The sequence below is a fragment of the Acinetobacter sp. 789_lipA genome, assembly GCF_058242845.1.
This window is the reverse complement of the sequence record NZ_JBZAYS010000001.1, coordinates 959,790-979,412: the sequence shown is the minus strand read 5'-3', so window position 1 is coordinate 979,412 and position 19,623 is coordinate 959,790. Positions and strand designations below refer to the sequence as shown.

Annotated in this window: 12 protein-coding genes and 1 pseudogene; 6 read left to right on the top strand and 7 right to left on the bottom strand. The window is 41.5% G+C overall.

Going from position 1 to position 19,623, the window contains the following annotated elements:
• Window positions 1-16: 16 nt before the first annotated feature.
• A complete protein-coding gene (locus AC4CUZ_RS04580; protein ID WP_490747327.1) occupies window positions 17-1,282 on the top strand; it encodes a hypothetical protein in 1,266 nt (421 codons plus the stop codon).
• Window positions 1,283-1,531: 249 nt separating this feature from the next.
• On the opposite strand, the gene AC4CUZ_RS04575 is transcribed toward AC4CUZ_RS04580, so the two are convergent.
• Complete coding sequence (locus AC4CUZ_RS04575; protein ID WP_490747326.1) at window positions 1,532-3,241, bottom strand: GGDEF domain-containing protein; 1,710 nt, start codon at window positions 3,239-3,241, stop codon at window positions 1,532-1,534.
• Window positions 3,242-4,325: 1,084 nt separating this feature from the next.
• Here AC4CUZ_RS04575 and omp33-36 point away from each other — a divergent pair.
• Window positions 4,326-5,210, top strand: coding sequence for a porin Omp33-36 (gene omp33-36 / locus AC4CUZ_RS04570; protein ID WP_490747325.1), 885 nt, complete (start codon window positions 4,326-4,328; stop codon window positions 5,208-5,210).
• 49 nt (window positions 5,211-5,259) lie between these two features.
• On the opposite strand, the pseudogene AC4CUZ_RS04565 reads toward omp33-36, so the two are convergent.
• From AC4CUZ_RS04565 to AC4CUZ_RS04550, 4 genes and pseudogenes are all read right to left on the bottom strand, one after another.
• Window positions 5,260-7,226, bottom strand: a pseudogene (locus tag AC4CUZ_RS04565) (glycine betaine transporter).
• Between the two features lie 157 nt (window positions 7,227-7,383).
• Window positions 7,384-8,073, bottom strand: a complete 690-nt coding sequence (locus AC4CUZ_RS04560) for an ion channel (RefSeq protein WP_176538412.1) — start codon at window positions 8,071-8,073, stop codon at window positions 7,384-7,386.
• 252 nt (window positions 8,074-8,325) lie between these two features.
• Window positions 8,326-10,041 (bottom strand): cation acetate symporter, encoded by a 1,716-nt coding sequence (locus AC4CUZ_RS04555; RefSeq protein ID WP_490747324.1) that lies wholly within the window; start codon window positions 10,039-10,041, stop codon window positions 8,326-8,328.
• Window positions 10,041-10,373 carry a DUF485 domain-containing protein gene (locus AC4CUZ_RS04550; RefSeq protein WP_332476327.1) on the bottom strand — a complete coding sequence of 111 codons (333 nt, stop codon included), beginning with the start codon at window positions 10,371-10,373 and terminating at the stop codon, window positions 10,041-10,043. The genes AC4CUZ_RS04555 and AC4CUZ_RS04550 overlap by 1 nt, the downstream gene beginning before the upstream one ends.
• 183 nt (window positions 10,374-10,556) lie before the next feature.
• On the opposite strand from AC4CUZ_RS04550, the gene AC4CUZ_RS04545 reads away from it, so the two are divergent.
• Both AC4CUZ_RS04545 and AC4CUZ_RS04540 read left to right on the top strand, forming a co-directional pair.
• Window positions 10,557-14,054, top strand: coding sequence for a hybrid sensor histidine kinase/response regulator (locus tag AC4CUZ_RS04545; RefSeq protein ID WP_490747323.1), 3,498 nt, complete (start codon window positions 10,557-10,559; stop codon window positions 14,052-14,054).
• Between the two features lie 402 nt (window positions 14,055-14,456).
• On the top strand, window positions 14,457-15,224 hold the full coding sequence (locus tag AC4CUZ_RS04540; RefSeq protein ID WP_125280687.1) for a hypothetical protein: 768 nt from the start codon (window positions 14,457-14,459) through the stop codon (window positions 15,222-15,224).
• 47 nt (window positions 15,225-15,271) lie between these two features.
• On the opposite strand, the gene AC4CUZ_RS04535 is transcribed toward AC4CUZ_RS04540, so the two are convergent.
• Both AC4CUZ_RS04535 and AC4CUZ_RS04530 read right to left on the bottom strand, forming a co-directional pair.
• A protein-coding gene (locus AC4CUZ_RS04535; protein ID WP_100222789.1) for an IS3 family transposase occupies window positions 15,272-16,509 on the bottom strand; the annotation gives its coding sequence in 2 pieces (ribosomal slippage) (window positions 15,272-16,173 and window positions 16,173-16,509; 1,239 coding nt in all).
• A 105-nt stretch (window positions 16,510-16,614) separates the two neighbouring features.
• Window positions 16,615-17,265: a response regulator gene (locus AC4CUZ_RS04530; protein WP_004691689.1), complete on the bottom strand. Its 651-nt coding sequence runs from the start codon at window positions 17,263-17,265 to the stop codon at window positions 16,615-16,617.
• A 377-nt stretch (window positions 17,266-17,642) separates the two neighbouring features.
• On the opposite strand from AC4CUZ_RS04530, the gene msuE reads away from it, so the two are divergent.
• Window positions 17,643-18,371: an FMN reductase gene (msuE, locus tag AC4CUZ_RS04525; protein ID WP_004691693.1), complete on the top strand. Its 729-nt coding sequence runs from the start codon at window positions 17,643-17,645 to the stop codon at window positions 18,369-18,371.
• 27 nt (window positions 18,372-18,398) lie between these two features.
• Window positions 18,399-19,505, top strand: coding sequence for a dimethylsulfone monooxygenase SfnG (sfnG, locus tag AC4CUZ_RS04520; RefSeq protein WP_490747322.1), 1,107 nt, complete (start codon window positions 18,399-18,401; stop codon window positions 19,503-19,505).
• Window positions 19,506-19,623 lie beyond the last annotated feature (118 nt).

Sequence of the window (19,623 nt, the reverse complement as noted above, 5' to 3'; positions counted from 1 at the left end):
TGCCGTTTTTATTTATATGTCTAAAAAAATTAAAGATAATGAATCTATACAACCTTTAATCAACTTATTACAACTAGGAGAACTCAGCTTTTTTGTATTAGATAAAATTCCTTTTATTTATAAACTAAGTCCTAAAATAAAATCTTTTAAAGAACAATTTATAGAGATTCAGAATCAAAGTTCTATCCTTACTCTTCCTGATCAATTTAATGAATTATTTTCAAAAGAGGGTTGGATTTGTTACGGAGCTTTAAATAGATCAATTCTAGAAGAGTCAGTCAAACTGGGCTTAGAAAATAGAATTGAAGAAGCTAAAATACTCTTAATAGACTCAATTAATGAAGAATCTATAAATCAAATATTATTAAAATGCGAAACACGTAAACATTTTGAATCAAGAGTTACTTTGCTTGAATTATTAAAACTCGATTATCAAGCAGGTCGCTATCATGCATGCATTCCCCTTTTACTTGCACTTATCGATGGTCTAGCAAATGATATTTCAGCACATGTTGGTTTTTTTGCGGGAAAAACTGATTTAGAACTATTTGATAGCATAACTGCTCATGAAACGGGTTTACCTTTTCTAAAAACAATTATGAATAGCTCTAGAACGACTACAACTACTAAAGAAATATCTATTCCATATAGAAATGGAATACTTCACGGACGTGATTTAAATTTCGCTAACAAAGAAGTAGCATCTAAATGTTGGTGGGTTTTAGCTTCACTGATTGAGTGGTCTGATGAAAAACAATTAAATAAGCAAGCTAAAGAGCCTATGTCGTTCCAAGAAAGTTTTAAAAAGTATCAAAGAACACAAGATCTTTCTAAACGAATAGATTCATGGCAAAAAAGGCCAAATAAATCTGAAAGTTATTGGATAGAAAACACACTAGAGGCTATTGAAACTGACTCTCCTGAATATTTTCTACTTGTATTCTTAGAGGCATGGAAGGCTCAACAATGGGGGAAAATGACTCCATTACTTTTACATAACATTAGCAAGCATGTAGGAAAAGCAACAAAAGAAGTTGTAAATGATTATAAAAAAATTGAGTTACGAAGTTATCAAATTAAGTATTTAGAAGATCAAACACCATCTAGCACCAGAATTTTAACTCTTCTAGAGTTTATGAAAAATGAAGTACTCCACTCAATCGAAATAAATATTAGCCTGAATTATGCAGATTCAACCAATGGACTACCTGAATTACGAGGAGAAGCAAATGGTCAGTGGTATATTTTACAAGCATCATTAATTGATATTTTATTTTCATAATTCTTTTAATCACATGACAGGCGACATGGATGTCGCCCGTTTGACTGTGCACAAGGGACTGAGCATCAGTCAAACAAGTGGGTTTTGTCACTTTTACCCAGTCAAAAGTGAGGAAACACCTACTCAATGAAAAAATAAACCAACGATAAAATATTGAAATGCGCTAAAAACAAAGAATTTAAATATTCATTACGTATGAATGCGAGTAATTCATTTATATTCTTACTTATTATGTGGATGTGAATTTCATCAACTCGCCACTTTATTTTTACCCTGCTCTTTAGCTTGAAACAGAGCACGATCTGCTTTTTCTAACAGTGCCATCCAACTGGTCGCACCAATTGCCACCCCAATACTAATACTGACTTTCAAATCAGGGCAGCGTACATTATCAACTGACTTCGCTTCATAAATCTCAGAACGAATCTTTTCCGCAATTTTTAAAGCGCGCTCCATTCCAACATTTTCAATCAGTACGATAAATTCATCGCCACCGTAACGTACCAACAAGTCAGATGTCCGAATATTTTCTTTTAATTTTTCAGCCACAAACTGAATCACCTGATCCCCCATCAGGTGCCCATACACATCGTTGACCTGTTTAAAATGATCAATGTCGATCACCATTAAACAAGTCTCCGAAAACTGAGTCGGCTGATTTTCCAAAAGTTTAATGTATTCATTCAACGCATAACGGTTTGCAACCCCGGTTAATGAATCCAAATGTGCAATATTCTTGAGTCGAAACTCCAACGCATCTCGCTGCTGAAGTGTCTGTTTTAACTGCTGAATCGCTGTAAATAAAGAATACATATTGGCGGGTTGATCTTTGGTATCCATGGGGTTAGGCCGAATACTGGAATGGGATAAATCAAACAGAATTTTACGCGCTTGAATGAGTGGACTAAACACTCTCTTACGCGCATAGATCATGGTAAACAGTGCCGCAAAAATTGAAATGAGTGAAATACCCACCGTTGTGAGCAAAATATTTTGTGCTTTATGCTTTTCGATAATGGCTTTTTCAACGCTATATTTGAGTAAATAATTTTGCAATTCCACCACGGTCGAAAATTTATCAACGATTGCTTCGGTTAACTGTGTCCCCGTTAAATAGTACGGTCGATGGTAAATACTTTCATTCATCAAGCGCTCAACAATCAATAGCCCTTTGGCTAAAAACTCGTTATAAACCGCTTGATGCAGCACTTTAAATTCTTCGGTTTTATCACGCTCGGGCTGTAAGGTATCAATGAGTTCCCACAAATACATCACTTGCCTCCGAGTCTGTAAAGAACGCGCTAAATTGGTTTCAGGAATCGGTTGTTTAAAAGCTACATGCGCCATCACATTGGATACAGCACGACCAGCCTGATCGCGTAAATCCGCTAATAATAAAATTTGGACATAGAAGTTTGAAACAGCGGTGTCTTTGCCTTCAGATACAGCGATTACGTCTTTTAAAACATCATGACTACGATCCCAAGCACTAAACATTTTTAGGATGGCTTGATCCATGTTCTCGGCATTACGTTGCTCACGTGGTAGAGCTGCATAGGCATCTACCTGTTGTCTGCCTTGCGTTAAAGCTTCATCTAAACGGTCAACTAAACTTAAATCTAAATTTGGGAGGTTCGAGTGCTTTAAAACTTCTAAAGTCTTTTTCATCTGCTCATCCACCGTGAGCCGATATAGTTTTAACTCAAGCACGTGTTTGGCAAAGTCTTGTTGATTACTCGACATGAGTTTGTTGGCTGGCGCACGCTCTCGTGAAATCTTATTGGCCAAGTCTGCAACAGCCTGTAAGGCTTGTATTTCAGTTAAAGCTTGGTTGGTTTTGTTGTAATCACGATAACTTTTAACTATCAACGGAATGGATAAGCTGCACAATGACAAAATAATAATGCTCATTGCAATATACAGCTTTTGACTCAAATACTCAGAGCGTATTTCTCGCATACTTCAACCACGCCCCCATTCCCAAATAAAAGAAAACTAAATTAACTGTTTATTATACGAACAGTATATCGTGTATTTAAGTGATTAATTCTTTGTTTTGCATCGTTTTAAGATTTCATCATCCCCAAATGATCACAGCTAAACTTTCACTCACCTATGAAAGCTGAGTCAATCCATCCTTAATAATATTCATGTTTAGTGTGAATTTCATTCAATATTTTTAATTCCCATTTTTTAAACTGCCTATATTTACACATGCAACATTTAAGTGCATAATGCACAGTATTGGGGCGAATTAGAGTATATCCTCAGCAAATATTCTAATTTTCCCACAAATTTTGGCGGAAAAAACCAACTTCTCTTAGAAGTTGGTTTTTTTTTGCTCGAATAAAAGTTTTTAATGAAAAATACAGCCTCACATTTGCACCATTATTGTGCATTAAATTCCAATAGATTTTTATTAGAAAAAAGAAGATCTCGAAAATTTAAATAAAAAAAAGCCCAACCTTGGGGAAAGTTGGGCAGATAAACAAAAACTGTTTGAGGAGAATTAGCTTCTCACAAAACAACAATATTGTTAAATGATTCGCTAAAATCATTATGAAATAAATCCGTTCACTTGTAAAGCCAACTAAAGCACTATGGATTAACACAACGCTATAATTATCGTGAAAATTATCACAAATACTCAGAGGATATGTACATTATGCAAGCAAAAAACGAGCTTTTTGCGCTAATTTTAGGCGTTTTTTAGATTTAGGACACAAAAACGCCTATATTTGAGGTACCTTATTTAACTTTTTTACCGTTTATATCTATATATTCAATCTAATTTACCAATGAAAAATCAAGTTCAGTACAATTCATTTTCCTGCATTCTCTGTTTTCTAAATAGGTATACCCTATTGTTCTGCTGTAAGTTTTTTTTGGTTGACATGGATACACTCAATTGAGCACTTTTTAACCTCTAACACATCTAGAGTAATTACTCAATAATATAATACCATTAGAGCTCATTGACTTAATAAATTGTTACAATAGAATAGCATTAGTTTAATCCAATGTTAACAATCTGGTAAATATCATGAAAAAACTCGGTTTAGCCACTGCTTTATTATTAGCCATGACCGGTGCTCAAGCATACCAATTCGAAGTACAAGGTCAATCTGAATACATCGATGCATCTGATGCAAATGACAAAGATTTTACTGGCGGTTTACAAGGTACTTTCTACTTTAAAGATGTTGATTCATCTAAAGGTCCTTTAGCTGAAGCTGCTTTTTTAAACCAAGCTTCAAATGTTTCTTTGGCATATAACTATGCTGAATTAGGCACTGACGGTACTGATTTCATCGCACACAACTACGGCGCTAAAGCAGAAGCGTATATTCCTACTAAATTCGTTCCAGCATATGCAAGTGCGTCTTATAGCCACACACATTTCGATGGTAAAAACAGCGAAACGCCTGATGGCAATGGCGACCGTTATGCACTTGAAGTGGGTGCTTTAGCTGCTCCAAACTTCTTGGTTGCTGTAGGTTATACTAGCGTTGCTGACCAATTTGCTCTTGATGCGTTCAACGTAATGGGCAATGGTGTTGTTAAAGCTGTTGGTGAAGCTGCTACGATCGGTGAAGATCAAGACGCGGTTACTGCACGTACTAAATACGTAGGTAACATCGACGGTACAAACATGGCGCTCGGCTTAGAAGCTGGTCTTGTTTACGGTGAAGACACCGCTTACCAACTTAAAACTGACCTTTACTTAACACCTGCGTTAAGTGTTGGTGCTTCTTATGTTGAATCAAGCTTTGCTGGTACTCCAGATTCAGCTTGGGGTGCAAACGTTAACTACTTCATCACTCCAGCAGTTGCTGTAGGCGCAAGCTATGTAAATGCTAACGCTAAAGACAATACTGAGAATCTCGATACACAAACTGTTGGCGTAAACGCTAAATTCCGCTTCTAATTCAATTTAGAAACTGAATAGAAAAAAGGACGCTTTAAGCGTCCTTTTTTTAGTTTGTGGCTCTGACTAAATTTAAAAAATGTAAATGACGCTCATATTGGTCAATAATATCTTGCAAGAGATCATCTAAAGTCCAATCCATTACATCATAATTCTGCCCACCTTCTCTTAAGAAAACTTCAGCTTGATAAAACTGCTGTTCTTCAAGTCGATCTGCCAAAAACTAGGTGGCTGGGTTTCACGGGCAACCACCTGATAGATGAAGTTAATTTCATTATGGTGATCTACGCGTAACTGTAAGCCATGCTCAATCGGTTGGATGGTCACGTCTAGCTGACGGCGCTGAAATTCCTTTTGCACCGCTGAAAATGCATGTTGTACTTGCTGACCAATGAATTCTTCAACCTCAGACTGAGTATGTGGATAATGCATAATCAGACCTAGACGCTGTTGCCAACTGCGTGGATTTTGAATCGCACGTGGCGTGATTCGCGCATCTTGTAGTGCACGCATTTTGGTGACATCCAAACGCAGTGCTTTCACTAAGCCCCAACAGACCAGTAACATAATCAAAGTAAATGGTAAGGCACTCATAATTGTGGCCGATTGTAAGGCCGAAAGTCCGCCTGCCATCAGTAAGATAATCGACAGTAACGCAATCAAAATGGTCCAAAACAATCGTTGCCATAAGGGTGAATTTTCTGTTTCTGCGGTTAAGTAATCAATCACCAATGAGCCTGAGTCGGCAGAAGTCACAAAGAATAGCACCACCAGAACGGTCGCAATCAGGCTCGATATTTGAGAGAAAGGTAAATGGGTCAAAAATTCAAACAGTGCGACGGATGAATCTTGTTGTACCGCTGAGATTAAAGAAGTGTGCCCATCTTGAATAATACTGAACAGCGCTGCATTCCCCATGAAGCCCATCCAAATCAGGGTAAAACCTGTAGGAATAAACAACACCCCGACAATGAACTCGCGAATGGTTCGACCTTTAGACACTCGGGCAATAAACATTCCAACAAAAGGCGACCACGAAATCCACCAGGCCCAATACATAATGGTCCAACCACCAATCCAACCATTGGGTTGATAGGCATAGAGGTTGAAAGTCATCGTGAACAGATTGGATACGTATTGCCCTGCATTTTGAATGCTGGTTTGTAAGATATAAATGGAAGAACTGGCAAAAAACACAAATAACAGTAGAACCACTGCCAGCACCAAGTTCAATTCAGACAGCCGTTTAATGCCTTTGTCCAAACCAAACCCGACTGAGAGCGAAGCTAAAAAAGTGACAAAAATGATTAGCCCGACCTGAATACCAATACTTTGCTGGATACCAAAAAGATAATTCAGTCCCGAATTAATTTGGGTCACCCCAAAACCAAGTGTGGTCGCAACCCCGAAAATGGTGCCTAAGGTTGCAAAGGTATCAACTGCATCTCCCGTTGCACCATAGATTTTTTTGCCCACCAAAGGATATAAAGCAGAGCGAACCTTTAAAGGCAAATTATGTCGGAAAGAGAAATAGGCCAGTGACAATCCCACAAGTGCATAAATGGCCCATGCATGTAATCCCCAGTGGAAAAAGGTGATCCGCATCGCTTGTTGTGCGGCATCTACGGTTTGCCCGTCTCCCGTGGGCGGGTTGACATAGTGCATCACGGGTTCAGCGACACCGAAGAACATCAAACCAATCCCCATCCCTGCGGTAAACAGCATGGCGAACCAAGAACCACTGCTATATTCAGGCAGACTATGATCAGGGCCGAGTTTGATTTTCCCCATATCGGAGAGTGCAATAAAGATCAGTAAGATCAGAAATAACGCGACAGATAAAACGTAAAACCAGCTAAATGAGTCAATAATCCATTGATTTAAATGTTTGGTTAAAGCCTCAAAACCACTTGGGTCAAAAAGAATCAAGGCCAGAAAAAGCACCAGAATCACGACAGTGCTGAGAAATACATTCCGTTTGATGTTTGCAAACAGCGATGGCTTTATGGAAGGCATAATTCCCCCAGAAAATTATTTTTAGTACAAAGATATAACCAAAATGGTTAATTAGACGAGTCTAATAAAGAGTGAAGAATGAATAGCTTAAAATTTAACGATTCTGTTCCATCATAATTTATGTTGAAAAATAAGGCAGTGCGAATCCTGTAACAGTTTAATTTTCTTTATGATCATTGGGCCGATGCTGAATATACTGCAAGGCAATCAAGCGTGAGACGACTAAAGCCAAATACATCACCCCACAAAACATCTGTAACATCGCAATCATACGAGCCAGCGGTGTCAGTGGCATTAGATCGGACAAACCTGTCGCCGACTGCAAACTAAAACTTAAAAAAAGTAAATCGAGCCATGACTGTGCGCCCACCACATTAGGATTTAAAAAGCTATTGGGTTCTAAAATCTGGCAAATGCTATATAAAAAGGCAAAACCCCATGCAATAAGCGTAAACACTGCCCCTGCAGCAAATAGCTCATCTTTGGTCAAATAACGGTCTGCAAACATATAGCGCAGCAAGCCATAGGCCGCAATAAAATAGGCCATCGCCTCAAAGGCATGGCTAATCACCAACAGCATCGGATCTCGCGCACCCAGCAAAATCAGTAAGGAAAAGAACAATGCCCCACCAACAAAACTCAAGCCGAGGATGGTAAACACGGGAGTTTGACGAATGACCTTGGCAATGAGTAACAGGACCAAAACACCTAAGCCCCAAACCAATACACGTAAGGACAAGCTATGGCCGCTCAACAGCGCCAAAATCAGCATAATAAATTGCAACAGCAGTAACCATGCTGAAGGCAGTAGACGGAAGCCTTTCCAAAATTCGACAAATACTTGCATATGCAGCCTGTTATTTTTAAAGCCAAGTTTGATTGGTTCTTGTTCTCGCTTTTTAAACTTAGCATGAATAGCCACTGAAACCGATGCTTTTTATTCGTGTCAGTCGATTCATTTTGCCCAATAATTTGAGTACTGCTTGAGTACTGAATATCACAATCTAGGTCTTTCAGCATTCAAAGCCAACACAGTTAGGAGCGTCAACACCATAAAAAAAGCCCCAATGAATGGGGCTTTTTTTATTTCAGGTTCAGATTAGTGATCTGAAGCGCCTGAAATACCAATACCTGTTTGCGAACGTACATACTGCGCATCAAATGCTTTACGTTCTGCTTGTGCACGTGCTGAGTTATCAGTCACAGAGAACAACCAGCAGCAGAAGAACGCCAATGGCATTGCAAAGATTGCTGGACCATTGAATGGGTTCACTGGCGTTTCAGAAATACCCAATGTATCGACCCAAACGGCTTTAGATAAGATAATTAGTGTTACTGCAGTCACTAGACCAATCACACCACCAATCACCGCACCACGTGTGGTTAAACCTTTCCAGAACATTGACAGTACAAGCACTGGGAAGTTGGCACATGCTGCTACAGAGAATGCTAAACCGACCATGAAGGCAACGTTTTGTTTCTCGAACAGAATCCCTAAAATCATTGCAAAAATAGCAAGACCTAAAGTCGCGATTTTAGACATACGAAGTTCAGATTCAGGAGTCGTTTGACCTTTCTTGAATACGTTTGCGTACAAGTCATGCGAAATTGCTGAAGCACCTGACAAGGTCAGACCTGCAACAACAGCAAGAATCGTTGCGAACGCCACTGCTGAAATGAAGCCCATGAACAAGTCACCGCCCAATGCATCAGACAAGTGAACCGCTGCCATGTTGTTACCACCAACAAGCTCTAGCTTGCCAGTTACTGCCATTTTCGCGACATCAATGAACTGTGGGTTGTTCGATACATAAAGGATCGCACCAAAACCAATGATGAAAGTTAAAAGGTAGAAGTAACCAATGAAACCTGTTGCTACAACCACTGATTTACGTGCTTCTTTAGCATCTTTAACGGTAAAGAAACGCATTAAGATGTGTGGTAGACCCGCTGTACCGAACATTAAAGCCAAACCTAAAGAAATGGCATCAATTGGGTTCGCTGCAAGTTTACCTGGACCCATGATATTGCCCGCTTCTGCTAAAGAAATGTCATGTACTTTAGAGAAAACTTGAATTGACTGTGTGAACATTTCAGAGAAGCTGAAGCCTACGCCTTTCATGACCATGAATGCCATAAAAGTTGCACCAGACAAAAGCATCACAGCTTTAATAATCTGTACCCAAGTCGTTGCCAACATTCCACCGAAGATCACGTAAGCCATCATCAGAAGACCGACAATCACCACAGCAATGTTGTAGTTCAAACCGAATAATAGTTTGATCAACTGACCTGCACCCACCATCTGAGCGATCAGATAGAATGCAACCACCACCAACGAGCTCACTGCTGCAAGCGTACGTACCGGCTTTTCAGCTAAACGGAACGACACCACATCAGATAAGTTGAACTTACCTAAGTTACGTAGACGTTCAGCCACCAAGAACAATACGATCGGCCAACCCACCATGAAACCCAGCGAATACAGCAAGCCGTCAAAGCCTGAGCTAAATACTAATGCAGAAATGCCCAAGAATGATGCCGCGGACATATAATCACCCGCAATCGCTAAACCATTTTGGAAACCTGAAATACCACCACCCGCTGTATAGAAATCAGCCGTACTGGTGGTTTGCTTAGCTGCCCATTTGGTGATAAGCAAAGTAAACCCGACAAAGATACCGAACATGATAATGGCATGCCAGTTTGTTGCTTGCTGTTGAGCCTCACCTAGGTCTGGGCCTGCAAGTGCTAGGCTCGAAGCTAACAGTGCTGTAGCAGCGACTGCAAGCGCTTTCAATGAATTCCATTTCATTAGTGCTGTCCTTTCTCTTGCGCAATGGCTTCGACTTCACGCATTGCTTCTTCATTTAATGCGTCGAGTTTGTTATTCGAGATATACGAATAAACACCACACAAAACAAAAGATAGTACAATAATGCTTAGGCCCAATGGCATGCCAATCGTGGTCACCCCACCACTGACTGAAGTCATTAAAAATTCTTTGTTGTAGCCGACCAATAACATGAAACCAACGTACACGACTAACATAATAGCCGTCAGTGTCCAGCTCAATTTACTTTTACGACTAACCATTTCCTTGAATTTGGGATTTTGTAGAATCTGTTCTACTTGTCTCTCATCCATAACCATACTCCTGTCCGTATCCAACCGTAGATACCATTTTTAATTCGAATTATTACATTTGCTAAAGTAGCAAGCTTCTGTATTGGTTGTAATTTAGACTTTGGTCTGTAAATTTTAAACAAGCCAGCCGTCTCTGGCAGAGATACGTTATGATGGCAGGATAAAGGAAAAACTTTAGGTAAAATGAACAGCTGGCTCATTATCGGGGTATTGGCCCTCTACATCGTCTTACTCTTTATCTGCGCCTTTTTTGGTGAGAAACACGCCAGCCGCCTGAGCACGCGTGGGCGCATGCTATTGTTTAGTTTAACTTTAGGCGTCTACTGTTCGTCTTGGACCTTTTATGGCGCAACAGGTGCAGCGGTTCGTGAAGGGATTATTTTTCTCCCGATCTACCTTGGCCCACTGCTCTTCGTCGCACTGGGTTATGACATTTGGCGCCGTTTAGGTCGCGTTCGTCAGCACCATGCTATTTCATCGATTGCCGATTTTGTCGCTGCTCGCTACGGAAAAAGTGGGCCTTTGGCCTCCATGGTCACCATCCTTGCCGTCATTGCCATTATTCCTTATCTAGCCCTGCAATTACGTGCCATTGCACTCAGCGCCGCAGTAATTTTAGAGCCGACCGCAGGCAGTATCGCCTCAACCACAAATGGTGTGCTATTCCTCACGGGTATTTTGGCCATTTTAGCCATGATTTTTGGAACCAGACAGATTGCCAATACAGAACAACATGGCGGTCTGATGTTAGCGGTTGCCTTCGAATCTTTTGTCAAATTGTTCGCCTTGCTGTGTGTCGCAATCTTTTTTGTATTTGCAGCACCTGAAAATATTCATCAAATTTCCAAAGATGTCGCAGAGACTTTCCATCAAGTACAACTCATTGGGGTGCCCGATACATTTTGGATTCAAACCTTGTTGGCTGGACTCGCGATCATTTGCTTACCGCGTCAGTTCCACGTCGCTGTGGTCGAATTGCGTGATGAAAAGCATATTCGCGGGGCACGGCGCTGGTTCGCAGTCTATTTAGTTTTAACCATCATTGCTATTATCCCGATTGCCAGTTGGGCGCTGCATGCAACGCCAGGTTACTTAGCGATTCCCGATGTAGCGGTTTTGTCTTTACCTTTAAGTTATGGCCAAGACTGGTTAACCCTATTGGCCTTTTTAGGCGGCTTCTCTGCCTCTACGGGTATGCTGTTGGTGTCTTCAGTGGCACTATCGATCATGCTCAGTAATGACTTGATCATGCCTGCCTTATGGCGTACTAATTTACTGTCCCGCCACGATAAACGCTTACCTTTGGTGCTTAAATTTACCCGTCGGGTCTGTATTTTAGCCGTAATGTTATTGGGCTTTTTGTTCTTCCATTTTTTCAATGACATTGACCAACTTTCAGTCTTTGGCTTGTTGGCCTTTAGTGCGGTGGCTCAGTTCTCACCTGCCCTCATAGGTGGTCTGTACTGGCGTGGCGGCAGTAAACAAGGCGTCTATGCAGGTTTATTGGCTGGTTTTGGTATGTGGGCCTACACCCTACTGTTACCCACTGTACTGCGCAGTTTGCCTGCTGAATATTCACACTTTACCGAAAGCTTTCTCAATTTCGGGCCAATGGGCATTAACTGGTTACGTCCTGAAGCCCTGCTCGGTTTTGAATCCTTTGCCGCACTTACCCATGGGGTGGTGTGGGCACTGGGTCTGAATATTATTTTATACATTTGGATTTCCCGAATTTTCCGCCCCAGCGTGGCCGAACAAATTCAAGCAGAAAGCTTTTTCTATTATGAAACTAAGCCACTGCCAACACAGAGCACGTCAACAGACATCAACTACATTCATCACGATGTTGCACGCTTAAAAGTTGGTGATTTAATCACCTTAGCCAAACGGATTACTGGCGATGGCGCAACTATGCGCGCTTTCCAACAGTTCTGTGCCCAGAACAATGTGGTGCTGAATGAAAACAGCAATGCCAACGGCATGTGGTGGCGTTTTACCGAACAATATTTAGCAGGCACGATTGGCGCTGCATCGGCACGTACCCTGCTCACCACCGCAATGGTCAACAATGGCCTCGCTTTGGGGCAAGTGGCAAACATTCTAGACCAAGCCTCACAGTGGCAACGTTTTAATCAAAACCTGATCATGACCATGATTGACCACATGACCCAAGGGGTGAGTGTGGTCGATGAAAATATGTGTTTGGTGGCATGGAATAACCAATATTTAAAACTGTTTGATTATCCGAAGGACATTGTCTATGTCGGTTGTCCAATTTCCGATTTGATTCGGTATAACGCAGAGCGCGGCGAATGTGGCCCGGGTTCGGTCGAAGAACATGTACGGAAACGGATGCACTGGATGCAAGTCGGTAGCGCACACGAGTTTGAACGGATTCGTAAAGATGGTCGTGTCATTCAGATGCGCGGCAATCCAATTGAAGGCGGTGGCTTCGTCACCACCTTCGCCGACATTACCGCCTTCCGTGAAAACGAAGCCATGCTGGAGGCGCGTGTCCAAGACCGAACTCAACAGCTAGCAGATGCATTAACTGAACAACAACTAGCACGTGAGCAAGCCGATAAAGCCAATATGTCGAAAAGCCGCTTTATTGCCGCGGCCAGTCATGACTTATTGCAACCCATGCATGCCGCGCGTCTGTTCAGTACGGCTTTAGAACAAAGCGTACAAAGTGAAGAAGACCGTAAAACCCTACAACAGCTTGATCGTGCCTTACACGGTGCAGAAAGTATGTTGTCTGCCCTGCTGGATATTGCACGTCTTGAAGGTGGTACCATTCAACCGAACCGTCAGGCTTATCCGCTGCATGATTTACTCAGTGACCTCGAATTGCAGTTTAAATCCATTGCAGCACAGCGCAGTATTCGTTTCAGCGTACATGATGCTCAGTTCTGGATTGATACTGACCCACAGTGGATTCGCCGTATTATTCAAAACTTTGTCAGTAATGCCCTACGCTATACCGCCAAAGGCAAAGTGGTGGTGGGGGTACTCCGCTCCACGGACAAGCCACGCCATATTCGGATTGGGGTGTGGGATACAGGACCTGGGATTGCAGAAGAACAACGGATTAAACTATTCCAAGAGTTTGAGCGCTGTGGCCATACCTCACCGTGGGGTGAGCAAGGGCTTGGCTTGGGCTTGGCCATCGTACAACGGATGACCAGCCTGCTCGACTACCCAGTGCATGTCTATTCAGAGTATGGCAAAGGTTCATGCTTTATGATTGAAGTACCAATCATTGACCCACCAAAAGTCGTAGCAGCGCCTGTACAAGCAGTTCCACTCAAAACCAAAGCCTATAAGATTTTGTGTTTGGACAATGACGAAACCATTTTAGAAGGGATGTCGACTCTCCTGACCAAATGGGGCTATCAAGTGTTTAAGGCAACCGAACCTGAGCAAGCTTTTGAGATGATTCAACAAGAAAACATTCAGGTCTGGTTGGTCGATCAGCACTTAAATCATGACAAAATTGGTTTGGACTTTATTTTGGCCAATCGCCAAGAAAATGTCCCTGTCGCTTTGATCACCGCAGACTCAGATCCTGAACTGCCACAACGGGTCAAAGATATGAATATCGTGCTGTTGAAAAAACCATTAAAACCAGCCTCTCTAAGGGCATGGTTATCAGGTTTAAAAATTTCAAATCCTGAATAAATTCACTACATTTACTCACAAAACTCAAGTCATCTGACTTGGGTTTTTGTCTTTTTTAGGCCCTGTATATACGCAAACTGACTAAAGTTTTAAAGGTTTCGACCAAAGTGCTCATTTCCAGCTCTTTGAAGCCCCACAGTATTGGCTAAAAATTACACATCCATTTTTACTATGGCAAAATACACCACTTACATTAGTGAACACTTGTATACTTAGTTACAATTTTTCAAGTATTTGTTTTATTTAAACTAAATATACACAAAAACACAAACTACGACTTTAGTCGTATTCATCTCCACAGGGGATTGGCAGATAACTAGGACTAAGAAAAGATCAGTTTTTCTACCTATATACCCCCTCCTTCGCTGAAGAAACTGATCATCCTTCTCTTGGAGTTTTATGATGAACATTTCTAAAGCAATGCCACATGGCTCAGATCAGTCACAACAATTTTTGCGCCAGTATAGTGCCAATGCCTTTTTACCCAGTATTGACTGGGTCGAACTCTTTAAACAAAGTAGACTCAACGAGACTCATGTTCAGGCCTTAGATACGTTGTATCACACCGCTATTCCCCTCGCATTACAAGTGTTTGAACAACTCGACTTTGATGTGTTTCGCCCCGCGGCTTACCAACCGCAAGGTTTAGGTCTCTTTGAAAAACTTCAACAACAAGAAGACCCGTTCTTGCTGGCATTGGAAGCCGAATCCAGCGGACTCAGTGAAGATGTGCGCCATCAAATTTGGAGCATGCTCCTTCGCGGCGGTGCAGTTTTGGTGTTTAAAGCATGGCTCGGTAAAGTCAAAACCGATCAGGATCAACTCGACACCACCCAGTTTGACCATTTGTCGGATCTGCTCTTTATTAAAACACCACCGCAAGTCTTGGCGGATCGCTTAAGTATTGATGCCCAAGGAACACAAGACCATATTTTCCTCATGTATGACAACGAAATCTACTTAGACCGTTTCAACAGCTTGGAAACGGCGGCTTTATTTGTCGATCTTGGCGTGTATGATGCGGCCTTTTTAAGTCTGCGCGATGACCGCGTTGCTGCTTATTTGAAACAACAGGGCTATGTCTCTGAAGAGCAAATTGATGACTTGCAATGTGCTTTAAATCCTTTATTTTGTACCGATGTCACCAGCAAACAAAACTGCTTGGCTTAAACTGTCTTGTCCTGAAATAGATTGACAGTATTCCACTTCAAACCGAGTTAAGCAATTAGCTCGGTTTTAGTTTGCTCATACATCTGATTCGGGGTGTTCATATTTAAACTTAAATGTGGTCTATAGTAATTATAAATCATGATAGATTCCGTAATTAAGTGATCTAACTCCTTCATGGTTTGACATCGTGTAGTTAAAAACTCCTGCTTTAATATTCCATTAATCCGCTCTGCTAATGCATTTTGATATGAGAAACACTGTTTCGCAAGGTATCCATCTGTCATGGAAGGACATATCCCATAATGGTGCAATGCCGATTGATATAGCTCAGAGCAATACTGAGAGCCTCTGTCTGAATGATGAATCATCCTAGTCGCTCGATCCGTCACATGCTGCATCGCCATATGTAGAGCCTGCATAACATTCTCCGCACGCATATCATTCGATAACTTATAACCTTTAATCTGACGGGTATAAGCATCTGTCACCAATGATAAATAATGTACGCCTTCAGCACTCTCAACATAAGTAATATCACTAACAAAGACTTCGTTGGCTTGCACTGCTGAATAATCCTTTAATAAATTTGGATGCTTCTTCATCCAATGCTTGCTATCCGTAGTTTTTGTATAGCGACGCTTGGGGCGAATCAATAAATTATGCTCTTTCAATATTTTAAATAACTGATCCCGTCCACACTTTAAACCACGCTGCAACAATTTGCCTTTAATAAGCCAATACAACTTACGTGTTCCGATACTTGGCATGAGACAACGATATTCCATAACCAACTCAAGTATTTGTTCAGTTGCTTGTGCAGTCATTTGAGCACGTTTTTCTGCTTGATAATAAGCTTGTCGGGTGATTCCCAACCACTGACAATAACGTGAAACGCTTAGTCCTCTTTGGCTTTGCCAATCTTTGAAACGTGCTCGGTATACTTTTTTCCAAGATCAGTCCCACATTCTTTATCAATGTGATAAATCACATCCTGAATAAATTCAGTTTTAAGCTTTTCTGCGGCTAACTGCTTTTCTAATTGGCGGATTCGTTGTTGGGGTGTTAATTGGCGTTTAGAAGAAGGCGGCATATTCGAAGTCCAGTCCTGTTGTCCGTGCTTGCGTAACCATACCAGCACAGTTGATCTTCCTTGAATACCATATTTTGCCTGAGCTTGTTTATAAGTAATTTGCCCTTTTTCTACTTCATGTACAACCATCATTTTAAAGGCAAAGCTATAATCACCTTGTGTACGTTTAACTCTTTGTTCTCGTTCATGTTCCATAAAATAAGCCTCTTAAAGGTGTAAACTTATTTCAGGACGGGACAAACTTAAGACCGAAAAAAAGCGCTGATGATTCAGCGCTTTTTTTTAATTCAATAGATCAGCTTACATTCGTTTTTCTTCAATATTTAAAGCATTGATAGCAAGGACCGCTTGAGTTCGGTTTTGTACCCCGAGCTTACGGAAAATCGCAGTCACGTGTGCTTTAATTGTCGCTTCTGAAACATCAAGTTCATAGGCAATCTGCTTGTTCAACAAACCTTCTGCCACCATCATCAATACACGGAACTGCTGCGGCGTTAAGGATTGAATGCGCTCAGCCAGTGCAGTTTCATCGGCGGCACGTGGATCAAAGTTCATGTTAGCAGGTAAATTTGGCGGCAACCAAATTTCACCATCTAAGACTTCGCGAATTGCTTCGCCAATATGACTTGGATGTGCCGACTTTGGAATATAACCCATCGCACCATGTGCAATTGAACGCTGAATGATTGACGTCTCTTCATGCGCTGAAACGACAATGATCGGTAATGATGGATACTGGGCACGAACGTGTACCAATGCAGAAAAACCTGAAGCACCTGGTAAGTTTAAGTCCAATAGCACCAAATCAGGTTCAGGACCTTTTTCAAGGCGTTCATAAAACTCGTTTACTGCAGCTGTTTCATGAATTTGAGCTTGCGGTAAGCTATAACGAACAGCTTGGATTAACGCATGGCGAAACAGCGGATGGTCATCAACGATTAATATATTCATAAGCAACGAGAGATTTCGAGTGCACTAGTCTTGACTATTCTAACCATACAAGTGCCGATAAGGATATGCAAAGTCTAACTTTTTTTCACTTTATCACGCTTTAGGTAGGAAAATAGCCTCAATTCCAAGTCGATATTGAAATATAAATAACTAATCACATTTTGATATAAAATTTATCAGCACATCGAAAAAGGTTATTTAATTTAAATATATATAAAAAATACAACTATTTAATAAAAATTTTAGCAGCCTTTTTCAAGCTCAACAGATATATCTTAAAATCAGATAACTTAACGCTATTTCTTTATTTTACAGCCTTCGTTCAGATATTAGATAAATAAGCCCATTCCGAGATACAACACTTTAGGGCTTTCCTTATGTCTACTTTACTGCAAAAACCACTCAATATTGTCGCTGTGTCAGGCGGTTTAAATACCCCGTCTAAAACTGAGGCTCTAGTACAAGAAATATTAAATGAACTGGGCGATGCAACCCCAATCAATGTACATTTCATTAAATTCAGCGAAATTGGCCATTTACTCGGTGGCGCGATTTACCGCAACCAACTGCCACAACGTGTGCAAGATGACTTAGCCGCGGTCGAAGCTGCCGATGCGTTGATTGTTGGAACACCAGTTTATCGCGCCTCTTTTACGGGCTTGTTTAAACACTTTTTCGACTTTGTTGAGCAAACGGCGCTGGTCGATGTACCGGTACTGCTTGCAGCTTCAGGTGGCAGTGAACGCCATGCGTTGGTACTGGAGCATCAACTTCGCCCACTATTCAGCTTCTTCCAAGCGCAAACTTTACCTATTGGAGTCTATGCCACAGACAAAGACTTTACACCCGCGTATACCATCCACAGTGAATTATTACGAGATCGCATCACCCTTGCTGTGGCCCGTGCTTTACCCATTCTAGAATGGGCACCTGCCAAAGGTCAGCGTGCAGAAGTGGTGAAAGAAAAAACCCAACTTGCCAATCAGAACTTGGGTATCAACACACAAATCGAACAAGACGATGTACTGCCTTCAGCAGCAGTACCAAATTTAGATGCAGCCGAGTCTCGCTTGCATCAGAAAAAAGCCAAACCACAGGTCGCTTAACGCAAAAAGCATTGAGAGGGTTTTCACATGTCACAACAGAATAAAAATATTACGTTTGCTTATTGGGTTCCCAATGTCAGCGGTGGCTTAGTGGTGAGTAATATTGAGCAGCGCACAGACTGGAGTTACGACTATAACGTCCGTTTAGCGCAGGCTGCGGAAAAAAATGGCTTTGATTATGCTCTGACTCAGATTCGTTTTACTGCGGGTTATAACGCAGAAAACCAACATGAATCGGTCAGTTTTAGTCACGGTATCTTAGCTAAAACCAGCAAACTCAAAGTCATTGCCGCTATTTTACCTGGCCCGTGGAAACCCGTGCTTGCCGCAAAACAGCTTGCAACCATCGACCACTTAACCCAAGGACGTATTGCGATTAATGTGGTCAGTGGTTGGTTCCGTGGCGAATTTGATGCTATTGGTGAAGTATGGCCTGAACATGACCAACGCTATGCCCGCTCGGAAGAGTTTATTCGTGCATTAAAAGGCGTTTGGACCCAAGACAACTATAGTTTCAATGGAAAGTACTACCAGTTCAAAGACTACACCTTGTCACCCAAACCTGTGCAAAAGCCGCATATTGAAATTTTCCAAGGCGGCAGTTCACGCGCTGCACGGGATATGGCTGCACGGGTTTCAGACTGGTATTTTACCAATGGTAATACCCCTGCGGAACTCAAAAAACAGATTGATGATATTCATGCAAAAGCCCAACAGAATGGCCATCAGGTCAAAATTGGGGTCAATGCTTTCATCATTGCCCGAGATACAGAGGAAGAAGCGAAAACGGTTCTGCAAGAAATTATTGATAAAGCCAATATTCAAGCGGTTCATGCCTTTGGTGAGGCTACCTGTGAAGCGGGAGCAGCAACACTTGAAGGTGAAGGCAACTGGTCCAAATCGACCTTTGAAGACTTGGTTCAATACAATGATGGCTTTAAAACCAATTTGATTGGTACACCACGCCAAATTGCGGAACGTATTGTGGAATTAAAAGCCGTTGGTGTGGATTTAATCCTTTCAGGTTTTTTACATTTTATCGAAGAGGTTGAATACTTCGGTGCCAAAGTGTTGCCATTGGTTCGTGAGTTGGAAGCTCAGCAGCAATCCGTTGAGACTGCCAAATCTGCTTAGCTCGGTAAGCAGCAGACACGAACTAAAAAATAATAATCATAGGTGACTCTATTCTTCCCTCAAGGCTCGGCTTGAGGGTTTTTTTATTGGTGTATAATCCACACAAAGTAAAAAATAA

Excerpts from the sequence above, each read along its gene's own strand:
- AC4CUZ_RS04580 (WP_490747327.1), top strand. The coding sequence starts at position 17 with ATGTCTAAAAAAATTAAAGATAATGAATCTATACAACCTTTAATCAAC.
- AC4CUZ_RS04575 (WP_490747326.1), bottom strand. The coding sequence starts at position 3,241 with ATGCGAGAAATACGCTCTGAGTATTTGAGTCAAAAGCTGTATATTGCA.
- omp33-36 (WP_490747325.1), top strand. The coding sequence starts at position 4,326 with ATGAAAAAACTCGGTTTAGCCACTGCTTTATTATTAGCCATGACCGGT.
- AC4CUZ_RS04560 (WP_176538412.1), bottom strand. The coding sequence starts at position 8,073 with ATGCAAGTATTTGTCGAATTTTGGAAAGGCTTCCGTCTACTGCCTTCA.
- AC4CUZ_RS04555 (WP_490747324.1), bottom strand. The coding sequence starts at position 10,041 with ATGAAATGGAATTCATTGAAAGCGCTTGCAGTCGCTGCTACAGCACTG.
- AC4CUZ_RS04550 (WP_332476327.1), bottom strand. The coding sequence starts at position 10,373 with ATGGATGAGAGACAAGTAGAACAGATTCTACAAAATCCCAAATTCAAG.
- AC4CUZ_RS04545 (WP_490747323.1), top strand. The coding sequence starts at position 10,557 with ATGAACAGCTGGCTCATTATCGGGGTATTGGCCCTCTACATCGTCTTA.
- AC4CUZ_RS04540 (WP_125280687.1), top strand. The coding sequence starts at position 14,457 with ATGAACATTTCTAAAGCAATGCCACATGGCTCAGATCAGTCACAACAA.
- AC4CUZ_RS04530 (WP_004691689.1), bottom strand. The coding sequence starts at position 17,265 with ATGAATATATTAATCGTTGATGACCATCCGCTGTTTCGCCATGCGTTA.
- msuE (WP_004691693.1), top strand. The coding sequence starts at position 17,643 with ATGTCTACTTTACTGCAAAAACCACTCAATATTGTCGCTGTGTCAGGC.
- sfnG (WP_490747322.1), top strand. The coding sequence starts at position 18,399 with ATGTCACAACAGAATAAAAATATTACGTTTGCTTATTGGGTTCCCAAT.